Here is a 14,003-nt window from a genome sequence, read left to right on the forward strand (position 1 = left end):
ATTTTTGTATTGCCTACTTGCATATTCTTATCCATAGATAAGCGGTAAGCAAATAAGAGGAAATGTTGTTCATGTGCGCACATTTAAAGTCATAGAGTTGGCTAATATTCAGGCCAGTTACCAGCAAGCATTATTTTTGATAGTGTAACAAGTCTACATACTTACATTGATGAACAAGTAGGTGAACAGCACTTGAAGGGAAGATATAAATCGCTAAGTTTTTATATACCCAGCTAATTTTAGTCAATTAAATTAGGCCTTTGATGCGGTCGTTACAAAACAAGGATGCTCATGAATAAGTTTATAATTCTAATATTATTTTTAATATCGTCTTGCTCATTACATGCAAAACAAACCAAAAGTTTAGAATTTTCTAAAGTGCTAGATAAGGAGATACCTTTAATTCTTGAAAAAAACAAAGCGCGTGGTATTGCTATATCGATTGTTCAAGGGAAAAAGGTGCTTGGTTCATATTCTTATGGCTATGCTGACGCTGAAAATAGAACCCCAATCACACACAAAACTTTATTCAATGTTGGCTCCATTTCTAAAGTAATTACAGCTTGGGGCGCAATGAAACTAGTTGAACAAGGTAAAGTTGAACTTGATAAACCAATTAATGATTACTTAAAAAGCTGGAAAATACCGAATTCTCAGTTTGATGCTAACAAAGTAACTTTACGTAATATTCTCTCTCATACTGCAGGGCTTTCATTAAGTGGGTACAATGGATGGAGCGCTGAAGATCCATTACCTTCTCTTGTAGAGTCATTAGAAGGCGATAACACGGGTGATGGAGCCGTTAAAATTATTCATGAACCTGACACTAAATGGTCATATTCAGGTGGTGGTTACACGATAGTTCAGCTGTTAATTGAAGACCTGACAAATCAATCTTTCAGTAGTTTTATGACTGAAAATGTTCTTTTACCCCTCGGAATGACAAATTCTTCTTTTGATATCAACAGTATTTCTCCGGCAATGCTGGCTAGTCCTTACGATGAGAATGGCAACAAAACAGCTATGGTGTATTTCACAGAAACTGCTGCCGCTGGCTTCATAACAACTGCAGATGATTTAGCTAAGTTTAATCAGGCAGTGCTAAAAAATGAGCAAGGTAATTATATTGGTTCAAATATTTTATCAAATCAGCTTATTGCAAATATGATTCAAGCTCAGCCTCACACAGGTGGGCGATGGAGTATGAGTTATGTCGTAGACTCTGAGAATAAGAGTCTAGGTTTTGCAGGGTTTAATAGAGGCTGGACATCATTAACTCGCTCTGTGACAGATAAAAATATTGGTTATGTAATATTAAACAATAGTAGCGTTGGTGGAGTGAATAATGAAATTGATCAACTTCTGCTATCTGTAATTAAAGGTAGTTAAACTGAAGCGCACATAGCAAGCATCTTAGCTCTGCGTAATCGGTTTTAATTGCTCGCTTAACCAATCAATAAACACTCGGGTGCGCCTTGGTAAATGGCGTCGATTTGGGTAGACGATATTCATAGGCATGGGCGGCAAATTATAGTCAGGTAAGACTTGGATAAGTTCACCACGGCTGAGCTCGTCGAGAACACCATGACGTGGCACTTGAATAAGACCAAGCCCAGCTAAGCACGCTGCTTTGTAGGCATCCGTATTGTTAACTGTAAGCTGCGATTTCATGGCGAGAGTTTGCCAATCGCCTTGTATATCTTGGTATTCAAAGCCGGGGTCAAGCTGGCCGAGTGTTTGGCTATAGCGAACAATGTAGTGCTCAGCTAAATCGCTAAGTTCTGTGATGTTGCCATAGTTTTTAATATAACCTGAGCTTACACAGTTAATCATCGGGCAGTGGCCAATTTTTTTCGCAATTAGCGATGAGTCTTCTAAATTACCGACTCGCACTACACAATCAAAGCCTTCTTCAATTAGGTTAACTCGTCTGTCTGAACTACTCAGTTCAATCTCTAATTGCGGGTGTGCAGATAAAAAGCTGTCTAGATTCGGTAGCACTAATCGCCGACTAATTGGCTGTGGCATATCTACTCTAAGACGCCCTGATAACGCTTCGTCTTTTTTATGAAATAGGGTTTGTAGTTCGTCTATATCAGCAAGCATATCTTTGCAGCGCTGATAAAAAACCGTGCCTTCGTTAGTAAGCGTAACTCGTCTTGTTGTGCGGTTTAGAAGCCGAGCACCTAAGGTATCTTCGAGTTGTTTGACCAACTGCGAAACAGATGATTTAGGCATGCTCAGTGCAAGTGCTGCAGCCGAAAAGCTTTTTTGCTCTGCAACCTGAACAAAGGTTTTCATGGCATTTAGTTCATTCATGATTGTTTGTTATTTACGAACAGTTAATTCAATTTTACATGGTTTATCTGAATTTGCAGTGTAAATATACTGGTTGCTCACAATTACTTCAAAGTAAAAGGGTAAACACGATGAGCAACAAAATTGCAGTGATCACAGGTGGTAATCGCGGATTAGGTAAAAATACAGTTTTAAGTTTGGCACGTAAGAACATTGATTGCGTATTTACTTACAGAAGCCATAAAGATGAAGCGCAGCAAGTTGTAGAAAAAGTCGCAGCGCTAGGGGCAAAAGCCGTCGCCATTCAACTTGATGTGAGCGATATTTTAGGTTTTGCAGAATTCAAACAAACACTTGAAAGTACCTTAGCAACACAATGGCAAACGTCTCGATTTGATTATTTAATCAATAATGCAGGCCATGGCAGTGATAGTGCATTTGCTGATACCAGTGAAGCTATGTTTGATAATTTGATGAATGTACATGTAAAAGGGGTGTTTTTCTTAACGCAAACATTGCATGAGATGATCAATGATGGCGGGCGTATTATCAACTTATCTTCAGGGCTGACACGTTTTGCATTACCAGGAAAAGCGGCCTACGCCACCATGAAAGGGGCCGTTGAGGTATTAACCAAATACATGGCAAAAGAACTGGCTGGTCGCAATATTGCCGTGAATGTCGTCGCTCCAGGCGCAATTGCCACTGATTTTGGTGGTGGTGCTGTCCGTGATAATGAGCATGTTGCGCAATTAGTCAGTTCATTTACAGCTATGGGGCGCGTTGGCCAAGCTGATGACATTGGTCCTATGATTGCGCAGCTACTCGGTGATGAAAACCGTTGGGTGACCGGGCAGCGCATTGAAGCATCGGGTGGTATGTTTTTATAACCCTGTTAGCAATCGCGTGTTTGTTTGCTTATTTAAGTGAATGTGATTTAATCGCTTTCTCTTTTTAAGCAATAAACATGTGATTGCATTTATGCTCGATTTAGCAGTACTCGCGGTTTTTATTCCGACCTTTTTCTTTGTTTCTATTACACCTGGTATGTGTATGACGCTCGCCATGACGTTAGGGATGAGTGTAGGCGTCAGACGTACGCTATGGATGATGGTCGGCGAAGTGTTAGGTGTAGCCACGGTAGCCATTGCTGCGGTGATTGGGGTTGCCAGTATTATGCTTAATTACCCTGAGTTATTTGCCTTTTTAAAATACTTAGGTGGTGCGTACTTAATTTACCTAGGGGTTAATATGTGGCGCGCTAAAACCAGCTTTAAACCAAACGATGATACACAGCAGCAAATTGGTCGTGGGCAATTGTTTTCGCAGGGTTATATTACTGCCATTGCAAACCCAAAAGGGTGGGCATTTATGATTTCTTTACTCCCTCCGTTTATTAATGTTGATTTAGCGGTTGCCCCTCAGCTTGCGGTATTAGTGAGCATTATAATGCTGAGCGAATTTATCTGTATGTTGATTTACGCAACAGGCGGTAAAAGCTTAAGGCTGTTTTTGGATAAAGGCGATAATGTGAAGTGGTTAAATCGTATTGCTGGCGCGCTAATGATGTGCGTGGGCGTTTGGCTGGCGCTAGGTTAATACTAATTTGAATAATACCCATCCGAATATGGCAAATGGGTATTATCCTTGTAGCGTCTTAATCAACTAACTCAACTTGCTTAGACACATGGTTAAAGCACAGTTTTAACGTATCAATGGCAGTTTTTGTTTTTGCCGCTAAGCTGTCTCTGGCTGGTGTTACGGCATAAACAGTGTAATTTGGCATTGCCCACTCGGGTGCGATTTCAACCAGCTCTTTTGTTTTTAATAAATGCCTGACTTCTGGCTCTGGTAATACGCCATAGCCAACACCATCACACACTAATTTAATTAAGCTTTGCATATTATTTACGGTGATCTTTGCTTTCGGTAACGGCTTGCTTGCCAGCGTTGACGGGTTAAACGCATTACTGTCGGCGTTGCTGTGGGCGATACGGGCAAAGTTGCCAAGGTCTTCCCAATTGGCTTTATCGAGTTTGCTAATTGCATGGTCTTTATGAGCACATAGCTTTAACGGCCAAGTTGCTAATTTACGAGCAACGAGGTTTGAGTCAGTTAATGGGCCAATCGCAATCGCTAGGTCAGCGCCGCATTTGATCATATCAATTGGCTCATCAGTCAAAATTAACTGAATACGTAAATCATCAAACTCGTTAATTAAGCGATCTAATGGCTCGCTTAATAGGCCGCCGCCAAAACCCACTGGCGCAACTAATTTGAGCTCGCCACTGGGCTTATTTTGTAATTGTTGCAATTGCGTACTGGCCTGATCCGCCAGTGCCAGTATTTTTAAACAGCTTTGATAATACAGGTGGCCCGCTTCGGTTAAAGTCAGTTCGCGCGGGCTGCGGTTAAATAGGCTCAATCCGATTTCTTGTTCTAATTGCTTAATGTGTTGACTGACAGCCGATGTGGTCATCGATAACTCTGCAGCTGCACTGCTCATGTTGCCTGTTTCAACAGTACGAGAAAATACACGCAATGTTTTTATCAGCTTGGAATTCATGGTTCAGGCCTTCTTAATTCAGTTTTAAGAAATCGTAAATTGTGAAAATTGGGACTTCTCATTAGTATGCAAACGCTAATTATTATCATTTATAAACAAAAAGTCACGGAGTATTATTATGACGAGGGTTGTTTCTTCTGTTTTACCACTCACCGCTGCTGTGTTAGCAGGTCTTTCCCATTTTGCATACGCTGATGACAAAAAACAAGACATGGAAGTAATAGTTGTATCGGCTTCCGGTTACGAGCAAATGCTTAAAGAGGCGCCAGCCAGTATCAGTGTTATCGACCGTGAGCAGCTTGAAAAACGTTTTTACCGTGATCTAACCGATGCGATGACCGACGTTCCCGGTGTGGTTGTCACAGGTGGTGGCGACAGAAAAGATATCAGTCTTCGCGGGATGGCAAGTCAATATACTTTAATTTTAATTGACGGCCAGCGCCAAACCTCACGCGAAACTCGTCCAAACAGTGATGGCCCAGGTGTAGAAGGAGCATGGACTCCACCTATTTCAGCGATTGAGCGTATCGAGGTTATTCGCGGTCCTATGTCTTCACTATATGGCTCAGATGCAATCGGTGGTGTTATCAATATTATTACCCGTAAAACACCAGAAAAATGGTACGGTGAACTGCGTTTAGATAGCACGATTCAAGAATCAAGTGACTCGGGTAATATCAACCAAGGCAGTTTCTTTACTGCGGGTGGCTTAATTCCTGAGTTATTAGGTATGCAGTTATCAGGTCAGTTTTCAAAGCGTGACGAAGACGATTTTGAAGCCGGTTTTCGTGGTAAAGAGCAAAGCAATATCAAAGCAAAGTTTATCTTAACACCCTCTGATAGCCATGAAATTATGCTTGAAGTAGGCTCTGCAAAACAAAAACTCGACGAAACATTAGGTAAAACAGTTGCTCCTTTAGCTGAAGGTGAAAGCTGTGGTCGACGTGGTTGCCCAGAGTCATCAACCACAGAGTACGACCAAGAAAGCTACTCACTAAGCCATAATGGTTTTTATGATTTTGGCTCATCACGCAGTTACTTAAAGTATGACAAATTCGATAATACCTCTCGTGAAATGTACGTCGAAAATACCGATGCGCAAACAAGCTGGACTTTACCATTTACCAATCATAATGCTGCATTTGGTGCGTCATATTTAAAAGAAGAGCTAGACGATTACACCAGTAACCGCATTAGTGACTTAACGCATGTTGAGAACGAGCAGTGGTCAGTATTTGCAGAAGATGAGTGGGCTACAACCAAGCAGTTTAAACTCACTACCGGCCTTCGTTATGACCATGATGGTAATTTTTCAGGCCATTTCAGCCCGCGTTTATATGGTGTGTATACAGCAACTAAGTCGCTGACGGTGAAAGGCGGCATCTCAACAGGCTTTAGAGCGCCGAATATTCGTCAATCTACCGCAGCTTGGGGGCAAGTGAGCCGAGGTGGTAATATTTACGGTAATCCAGATTTAAGCCCTGAAAAATCAGTAAACTACGAAATGGGTATCTACTATGATGCCAGCCGTGATTTATCGCTTTCAAGCACCGTATTTTACAACGAGTTTGAAGATAAAATTACCCGTATTTCGTGCCCACTCACCCAGTGCACCGATGGACCAAACCAGTTTGGTTCGATGCCAACGACCTATGTCAATGTGGATGAAGCCGTTACGCAAGGCTTTGAGTTATCAGTATCTTACGACATTACCAGTGAGCTTGATGTAAGTGCCAACTACACCTACACCGATTCTGAGCAAAAAACCGGTGAATACAAAGGCAGCCCACTTAACCAATTACCTAAGCATATTTTACAAACATCAGTTAATTGGCGCCCGGTTGATAAACTAGGTACCTGGCTGCGTGTTCATTACCGCGGCGAAGAAAGCCAGCCTACAACAGGCCCGTCGCAAGACAGCTTAATTGCGCCAGATTACACCTTGGCTGATATTGGTGGTAACTATGATTTAAGCCGCAGCATTAAGTTAGGATTTGGTGTTTATAATCTGTTTGATAAAGAAATCACTGAAGATGAATACGGATATGTTGAAGATGGTCGCCGTTATTGGGTTTCTCTAGGCTTTAACTTTTAAATAATTATTAAGTTATTCGTATTTGCAGGTTTAACCACTAAGTTAATTGGTGGTTAAACCTTATTTTAGTAAAGCTTAGGGTGTTATCTCAACGATAGCGCCGTAGTGTTGAATGACTTGCCCTGCAATATAATTTCCTTGTTTTGCGCATTTTTCAATAGCTTGATCCTGCAGCCAAGCCGATAAAAAACCAGCATTAAATGCATCTCCTGCCGCTGTTGTATCAATGACTTTATTAATTTTATTGGTAGGATAATGCGTTGCATTTTGCTGTTCTAACGTACTGTATTGGCAACCATTTCCACCATCTTTAATTACAAGTTCTTTAACGCCTAATTGATGAAGCCACTCTCTACAAGCTGAAATATCTTTGCAACTCCAAATCATTGCTTCATCATCAAACGTTACCAAAGCCAGGTCGGCTAATAGCGCCATCCGCTTATTAATATCCTGACAGTATTGCATCGAGTGCCATAACGAAGGCCTGTGATTGCTATCATAAATTATTTTTACACCTGCGCGTTTTAAGTTTGTCAGCTCGTTAAGTAATGCATAGCAATCATCTGGGGGCAAAATCGCCAAGCTAATGCCTGATAAATAAACAGCATCAAACTCAGTTAATTTATTGATGATATTATAAAACTTGGGCTGCTGAACAAGGTGTTTTGCTGCAGAATTATTGCGCCAATATTGAAAAGAACGCTCGCCATGTTGGTCTGTTTGAATCATATAAAGGCCTGCGTGTCTTTGCTTATCTTTGAGAACAAAGTCGCAATTTATTTGATAATCCTGCCAACGAGCGATCATAGCATGGCTTAATGCATCTTCACCCATGGCAGTTACATAACAGACATCGACTTTTTCGCCTGCTAATTTCTTTAGGTAAATTGCGGTATTCATGGTGTCACCACCAAAGTTTTGTTGCATGGCTGTGAACAGCTCGCCAGACAATTCCACCATACACTCTCCAATAATGGCGACTTTTTTAGCCTGCATTACAGAGTGACTCCTTTTTTCCAAATGGCGACTTCACGAATATCATTAACTTCGTTACATGTCGGCTTGCCGTTTACTATCTCAACTAATAAATCGACAAATTCCTGATGCACTTCAGGCATGCTTTTACCGCTGACTAGCACACCGGCATCAAAGTCTATCCAGCGCGTTTTTTTATTTGCCAGCTCTGAGTTAGTAGCAATTTTTAAAGTCGGCACAAAGCCACCATAAGGCGTACCTCGACCGGTTGTGAATAACACGATATGACAGCCTGCAGCGGCAAGTGCGCTGGTGGCAATGGGATCATTACCTGGTGCATTAAGTAAATTTAAACCAGCGACACTTAAGCGTTCACCATACTCAAGCACAGCCTGTACTTTGCTTGTGCCAGCTTTTTGTGTACAACCCAACGACTTATCTTCTAATGTACTAATTCCGCCTTTTTTATTGCCAGGAGAGGGGTTTTCGTAAATAGGCTGATTGTGTGCTTTATAATAACCTTTAAAGTTATTAACCATGCTGACAAGTTGATTAAAGGTTTCTTCATCTTTACAGCGAGACATGAGTAATGTCTCTGCACCAAACATCTCGGGGACTTCCGTAAGGACTGTCGTGCCTCCTTGGGCAATTAAGTAATCAGAGAAGTAGCCAAGCATAGGGTTAGCTGTGATCCCTGATAGGCCATCACTGCCTCCACACTCAAGGCCAAACTTTACTTCACTGAGCTTGCCGGTTTCTCGCTTATCGTGTTTAACGACGCTGTAGATTTCTTCTAGCAGAGCTACGCCATCTTCAACTTCATCATCAGAGTGCTGTGAAATTAAAAACTTAATTCGTGATTCGTCTATTTCACCTAAACCCGCTTTAAAAGCAGCTAATTGGTTGTTTTCGCAACCTAGGCCAACGATTAACGCGCCACCGGCATTAGGGTGTAAGGCCATATCTTGCAATAAAACTTTTGTGGTTTCTAAATCATCGCCTAACTGAGAGCAGCCAAATTGATGAGGGAATATGTGTACGCCATCAATTTCAAGATCAGCATGGTTACGTAAAAACTCATCTTTCATTTGTTTTATCATGCCATTCACGCAGCCAACGGTTGGGATCAACCATATCTCATTGCGAATACCAATCTCACCATTGGCACGACGGTAAATATTAACATCAGGTGATGGCTCCTCGGGGGCTTGTGCAACAAACTCTGGCTGATATTGGTATGTTAATTCATCATGCAAAGTTGTTTTGATGCAATGTGTGTGCACCCATGCGCCAGGATTAATATCTTCAAGTGCAAAACCAATCGGGGCGCCATATTTAATGACTCGCTCACCCTTAGCAATTGGCTTAAGCGCAACTTTATGACCCTTATCTATGTCTTCTAACGTTGTAAAAGAAAAGCCTTCAAATTCGATTCTTTCATTTGCATTGATTGGCTGTAAGGCAATGGCTACATCATCAGTATTATGAAGTCGTAATAGTCTGCTCATGCTTATGACTCCAATAAGTTAATTAGCGTTTGTTCAACTGAGCTTGATAGCATTAGGCTTAGTTGTTCAGTTACTTTATCTGTAAGGCCTGCAATTTCATTTAAGTCTTTATCCCAATGCCACTTTGCAGCTAACACTGAGCTTACTAGCTCATTGGTTGTTATTGATCCTTGCTGATGTTGTTGCCATTGCTCGTTGAATAAAGCCAACCACTCTGGACTGTCGGCTAATTCAATTTTGTCGCCATTTCGCTCGCCACGATAAAACAATATTTGCCCAGCTATAGCTGTTGCAATGAGTGGTGGTACAGTTTCGTTGTCGCTAATATATTGTTCTAATTGAGGTAACAAGCGTGTTTTGAATTTAGTCATGCTATTTAATGAAATAGACATCAGTAGGTGACATATATAAGGGTTTCTAAAGCGGTTTAATACGTCATTAGCGAAAATCTGTAACTCTTCTTTAGGCAAGGATAGAGTCGGGATGATTTCATCAAATACAAGTTTAGTAACGTATTTTTCAAGCAGAGGTGAAGCGAGAGCCTCGCCAACCGAATCAATATTTGCCATATAGGCAAGTGGAACCATAGCAGTATGCGCACCGTTCAAAATAGCCACTTTTCGTTGTTTATAAGGCGCAATATCGTCAACAACCTTAATATTTAAGTCACTTCCTTCAAGGTGTAATACATCAGCTAAATGTTGTGGCCCTTGGATCACAAATAAATGAAAGTATTCTGCTGTTACCATAAAGTTGTCGTAATAACCGCATTGTTGCTGTAAAGCTTGATGTTCATCGCGCGGAAAGCCCGTCACAATACGGTCAACGAGAGATGAACAAAAATGATTGTGCTCGTTAAGCCAGTTCACAAACTCGCTTGGTAAATCCCATAACTGACTGTACTGCAATACAATCTCTTTAAGCTTTTCGCCGTTATAATCAATAAGTTCGCAAGGAATTATGATCATGCCACTGCTGCTTGCACCATTAAAGTGCTTGAAGCGGTGAAATAACCATTGCGTTAGTTTTGCAGGAAATGCCTTTGCAGGTGTATCAGATAACTTGTCCTCGGGAATGTATTCAATGCCGGCTTCTGTCGTATTCGAAAAAATGACTTTAAGGTCGCTGTTCTCAGCAAGCTTTAAATAGTTATCAAACTCTTTGTAAACCGGGATTTCTTCGTTAACACAGCTAATAATACGCTGCTCAGAAACAGCTTTGTTTTGCTCATTGATACCACGAATAATACAGGTATATAAGCCATCCTGTGTATTAAGAAGCGGCAGCGAGTCGTAGTCGATGGGTCTGATGATAGCAACACCGGCATTTAAACCTGTTTGTTCGTTAAGCTTATCTATTTGCCAATCGACAAATGCACGTAAAAAATTGCCTTCTCCAAACTGCATTATACTCGTTGGATATTTGTTTTTATTAAAGTTTTTACGATTTAAAGTTTGCATTTTTGTGCCCGCTCTTAGCATTGTTACAGTGTATTGCAGAACATAGTAGTTAATTTTGCCACCGGTGGCAAATAAGATTTGACAATTTGCTACCGGTAGTCAAAACTGGCCTTTAACAAATAAGTAATACAATTAACGTTTGTTTATAGCTTTCCATTTAAAACTCACATAAATTTTTAAATGGTTACGCAGGTCATAGCTTGGATTGCCGTGTACCTTAATGAAATATAAAGGATTATATAAGACAACATGAACACACAATTGAACACACAAAGAAGACACAACAATGCATAAAAATCTTCTGAGCACGCTATTTCTCTGCTGCTGTTTACTTTTTATCAGTGCTTGCAGTGACGACAACAAGGTTATTCGCTTAACAATGGCGCATACATTAGATACTCGCCATGTCACCCATCAAGCCATGGAGTATATGGCAGAACGTTTAGCTTATTACTCTGATAATCAGATGGAAATTGTGATTTATCCCGCAGCACAATTAGGCACGGAAAGAGAGTTAATAGAGTTATTACAAATCGGTAGTTTGTCGATGACAAAAGTATCGTCAAGCCCACTTGAAGGCTTTGTGCCTCAAATGAAAGTATTTGGGGTGCCTTATTTATTTCACGATAGTGAGCACTTTTGGAAAGTACTTAATAGTCAGCTTGGGCAAAAATTGCTTGATGACCTAGCTGTAGCTCGTCTTAAAGGGCTTGGCTATTATGATGCGGGTAGTCGCAGTTTTTACACAACAGATGCTGCTATTAGAACGCCCGATGACTTAATCGGTAGCAAAATTAGAGTTGTAACTAGCCCAATGGCTATTGCTACTGTGCAGTCTTTAGGTGGCGCTGCCACTCCCATTGCGTGGGGTGAACTTTATTCTGCCCTGCAACAAGGTGTTGTCGATGGTGCAGAAAATAACCCGCCTAGCTATTACCTATCTCGTCATTATGAAATTGCGAAATACTATACCCTAGATGAACACACTTTTGTGCCTGATATCGTAGTTGCTAGTCAAAAGGTTTGGCAGCAATTAACGACTCAGCAGCAACACTGGCTGAAGTTGGCAATGCAAGATTCTGTTACCTATCAACGTAGTTTGTGGCAATCAGCATCTGATCAGGCATTACAGGCCGTTGTTGATGCGGGTGTTGAGGTTATTTACCCAGATAAACAAGTGTTTCAAGAGAAAGTAGCCCCTTTTCATGCCTCATTCAAAGGCACGCCTATCGCCGCACAAATTGCGGCAATAAAAGCGATGCAGGAGGCGTTATGAAAGAGTTTAACGCGAAAATAAATCAGCTCATTGAATGGGTATTAATTGTTGCGATGTTTGCCATTGTTGCAGTCGTTAGTTGGCAGGTGTTCTCACGCTTTATTTTGCGATCTCCTAATTCTTACACTGAAGAACTTGCTCGCTTTTTACTTATGTGGATAGGCGTTTTAGGTGCTTCGTATGCCTATCGTACCCGAGCACACTTAGGGCTAGATCTTTTCTATCAAAAGATGATTCCAACGATACGTCGTAAGTGTTCATTTTTAATTGAGTTTTCAGTACTGATTACCGCGCTCAGCCTATTAGTTTATGGAGGCGGTATGTTGATGAACTTAAGCTTTGCATTAGATCAACGTTCAGCAGCTCTTGGGATCAATATGGGGTTTATTTACGTTGCTTTGCCAATTAGCGGCGTACTTATCACACTTAATTGCATTGAAAATATCATTTATTTTTTTAAACAAACACAGGAGCAAGAATAATGGAAATGACAGCCATCTTGTTGCTTGTTTGTTTTTTCACACTGCTGCTAATCAATGTACCGATCTCGATTAGTATTGCTCTGTCGACGTTGTTAGCACTGGTTTTGCACATGGATTTTACCCCAGCGGCAACGACCATTGCGCAGCAAATGATAGGGGGAATAGACAGCTTTGCACTACTGGCCATTCCGTTTTTTATTTTATCGGGTCTGATCATGGGGCAGGGGGGCATTGCTAGGCGTTTAATTGAATCTGCTATGGCTATGGTCGGTTTTTTACCGGGCGGTCTAGCGCTGGTCAATGTGATGTCGTGTATGATGTTTGGCGCAATTTCTGGTTCTGCAGTGGCGGCCACATCGGCGATAGGCAGCTTTATGGTGCCAGAAATGAAAAAGCACGGTTACAGTGAAAACTTCGCCGCCGCGGTTACGGCCAGCGCAGCAACCACGGGTATGCTAATACCGCCAAGTAACATCTTAATTATTTATGCTATAGCAAGTGGCGGTGTGTCGATCGCGGCGCTGTTTGTTGCTGGGTATTTACCAGGTATTTTACTGGGCTTAACACTGATGTTGGTTTGTGCCTTCTATTCTTTAAAAAACAACTACCCTGTAGCAGCACGTTTACCACTTGCTTTGGTTTTAGAAAAAGTGATTGCAGCCATCCCTAGTTTACTACTCATAATAATCGTTATTGGCGGTATCATAGGAGGTGTATTCACAGCCACAGAAGCCGGGGCTGTCGCTGTATTATATGCATTGGTTTTAGCTGTTTTTGTGTATAAAGAATTATCGCTTGATGAGTTACCTAAACTACTGCTAAAAGCCTGTGAGACAACGGCAATCGTGATGCTCATTATTGCCGCCTCTAGTGCGATGTCGTGGGTTTTATCATATTCACACATTCCGCAAATGGTGAGTCAATTTTTCTTAACCTTAAGTGATAACCCATTACTAATTTTGTTATTAATCAATCTCATTTTAATATTAGTGGGGGCTTTTATTGATATGACACCTGCTGTGCTTATATTTACTCCGATCTTTTTGCCCGTTGCAGCACAGTTTGGCATGTCACCAGTGCAATTTGGGGTAATGATAGTGCTTAATTTATCAATCGGTTTGGTATCGCCGCCGGTTGGTAGTGTATTGTTTGTCAGCTGCGCAGTAGCAAAAACTTCGCTTCATAAAATCATTAAGCCAATGCTGCCTTTATATTGCGTGATGTTTATGGTGCTTATGTTGGTGACCTATTTACCTGCCATAAGTGAGTTTTTACCTCGCTTACTAGGGTTGATTGATTAATAAAAACAATTGCTTTGCTACAGTTAACAGCTTTTATGGATA

The 14,003-nt window shown here is 41.2% G+C and carries 12 protein-coding genes; 7 read left to right on the forward strand and 5 right to left on the reverse strand.

Features of this window, described 5'->3' with window-relative positions:
- Positions 1–291 precede the first annotated feature (291 nt).
- Entirely contained in the window at positions 292–1,389 is a 1,098-nt protein-coding gene (locus MTF66_RS03195; protein WP_248526353.1) for a serine hydrolase, read from the forward strand.
- A gap of 24 nt (positions 1,390–1,413) precedes the next feature.
- On the opposite strand, the gene MTF66_RS03200 is transcribed toward MTF66_RS03195, so the two are convergent.
- Positions 1,414–2,319: a LysR family transcriptional regulator gene (locus MTF66_RS03200; RefSeq protein ID WP_248526354.1), complete on the reverse strand. Its 906-nt coding sequence runs from the start codon at positions 2,317–2,319 to the stop codon at positions 1,414–1,416.
- Positions 2,320–2,429: 110 nt separating this feature from the next.
- Between MTF66_RS03200 and MTF66_RS03205 the strand changes: the two genes are divergently transcribed.
- Together MTF66_RS03205 and MTF66_RS03210 are read left to right on the forward strand one after the other, a co-directional pair.
- Complete coding sequence (locus MTF66_RS03205) at positions 2,430–3,188, forward strand: SDR family NAD(P)-dependent oxidoreductase (RefSeq protein ID WP_248526355.1); 759 nt, start codon at positions 2,430–2,432, stop codon at positions 3,186–3,188.
- A gap of 91 nt (positions 3,189–3,279) precedes the next feature.
- Complete coding sequence (locus tag MTF66_RS03210; RefSeq protein WP_054562642.1) at positions 3,280–3,897, forward strand: LysE family translocator; 618 nt, start codon at positions 3,280–3,282, stop codon at positions 3,895–3,897.
- Positions 3,898–3,955: 58 nt separating this feature from the next.
- Here MTF66_RS03210 and MTF66_RS03215 read toward each other — a convergent pair whose 3' ends face one another.
- Positions 3,956–4,864, reverse strand: a complete 909-nt coding sequence (locus MTF66_RS03215) for a LysR family transcriptional regulator (RefSeq protein WP_248526356.1) — start codon at positions 4,862–4,864, stop codon at positions 3,956–3,958.
- A 118-nt stretch (positions 4,865–4,982) separates the two neighbouring features.
- Between MTF66_RS03215 and MTF66_RS03220 the strand changes: the two genes are divergently transcribed.
- The gene (locus MTF66_RS03220) at positions 4,983–6,959 is read left to right on the forward strand and encodes a ligand-gated channel protein (RefSeq protein ID WP_248526357.1); all 1,977 of its coding nucleotides are present in this window, start codon (positions 4,983–4,985) and stop codon (positions 6,957–6,959) included.
- A gap of 75 nt (positions 6,960–7,034) precedes the next feature.
- Here the strand turns inward: MTF66_RS03220 and MTF66_RS03225 are convergent, their stop codons facing one another.
- From MTF66_RS03225 to MTF66_RS03235, 3 genes are read right to left on the reverse strand one after another with little or no spacing between them, the layout of a single operon-like run.
- Complete coding sequence (locus tag MTF66_RS03225) at positions 7,035–7,955, reverse strand: sugar kinase (protein ID WP_248526358.1); 921 nt, start codon at positions 7,953–7,955, stop codon at positions 7,035–7,037.
- Positions 7,955–9,442, reverse strand: a complete 1,488-nt coding sequence (locus tag MTF66_RS03230) for a UxaA family hydrolase (RefSeq protein WP_248526359.1) — start codon at positions 9,440–9,442, stop codon at positions 7,955–7,957. The genes MTF66_RS03225 and MTF66_RS03230 overlap by 1 nt, the downstream gene beginning before the upstream one ends.
- 2 nt (positions 9,443–9,444) lie before the next feature.
- Positions 9,445–10,902, reverse strand: coding sequence for a tagaturonate reductase (locus MTF66_RS03235; protein ID WP_248526360.1), 1,458 nt, complete (start codon positions 10,900–10,902; stop codon positions 9,445–9,447).
- 379 nt (positions 10,903–11,281) lie between these two features.
- Here MTF66_RS03235 and MTF66_RS03240 point away from each other — a divergent pair, with 379 nt between their 5' ends.
- From MTF66_RS03240 to MTF66_RS03250, 3 genes are read left to right on the forward strand one after another with little or no spacing between them, the layout of a single operon-like run.
- A complete protein-coding gene (locus MTF66_RS03240) occupies positions 11,282–12,178 on the forward strand; it encodes a TRAP transporter substrate-binding protein (RefSeq protein ID WP_248526361.1) in 897 nt (298 codons plus the stop codon).
- Complete coding sequence (locus MTF66_RS03245; RefSeq protein WP_248526362.1) at positions 12,175–12,660, forward strand: TRAP transporter small permease; 486 nt, start codon at positions 12,175–12,177, stop codon at positions 12,658–12,660. The genes MTF66_RS03240 and MTF66_RS03245 overlap by 4 nt, the downstream gene beginning before the upstream one ends.
- Entirely contained in the window at positions 12,660–13,961 is a 1,302-nt protein-coding gene (locus tag MTF66_RS03250) for a TRAP transporter large permease (protein WP_248526363.1), read from the forward strand. The genes MTF66_RS03245 and MTF66_RS03250 overlap by 1 nt, the downstream gene beginning before the upstream one ends.
- Positions 13,962–14,003 lie beyond the last annotated feature (42 nt).

This window comes from Pseudoalteromonas sp. 2CM39R (assembly GCF_023161845.1).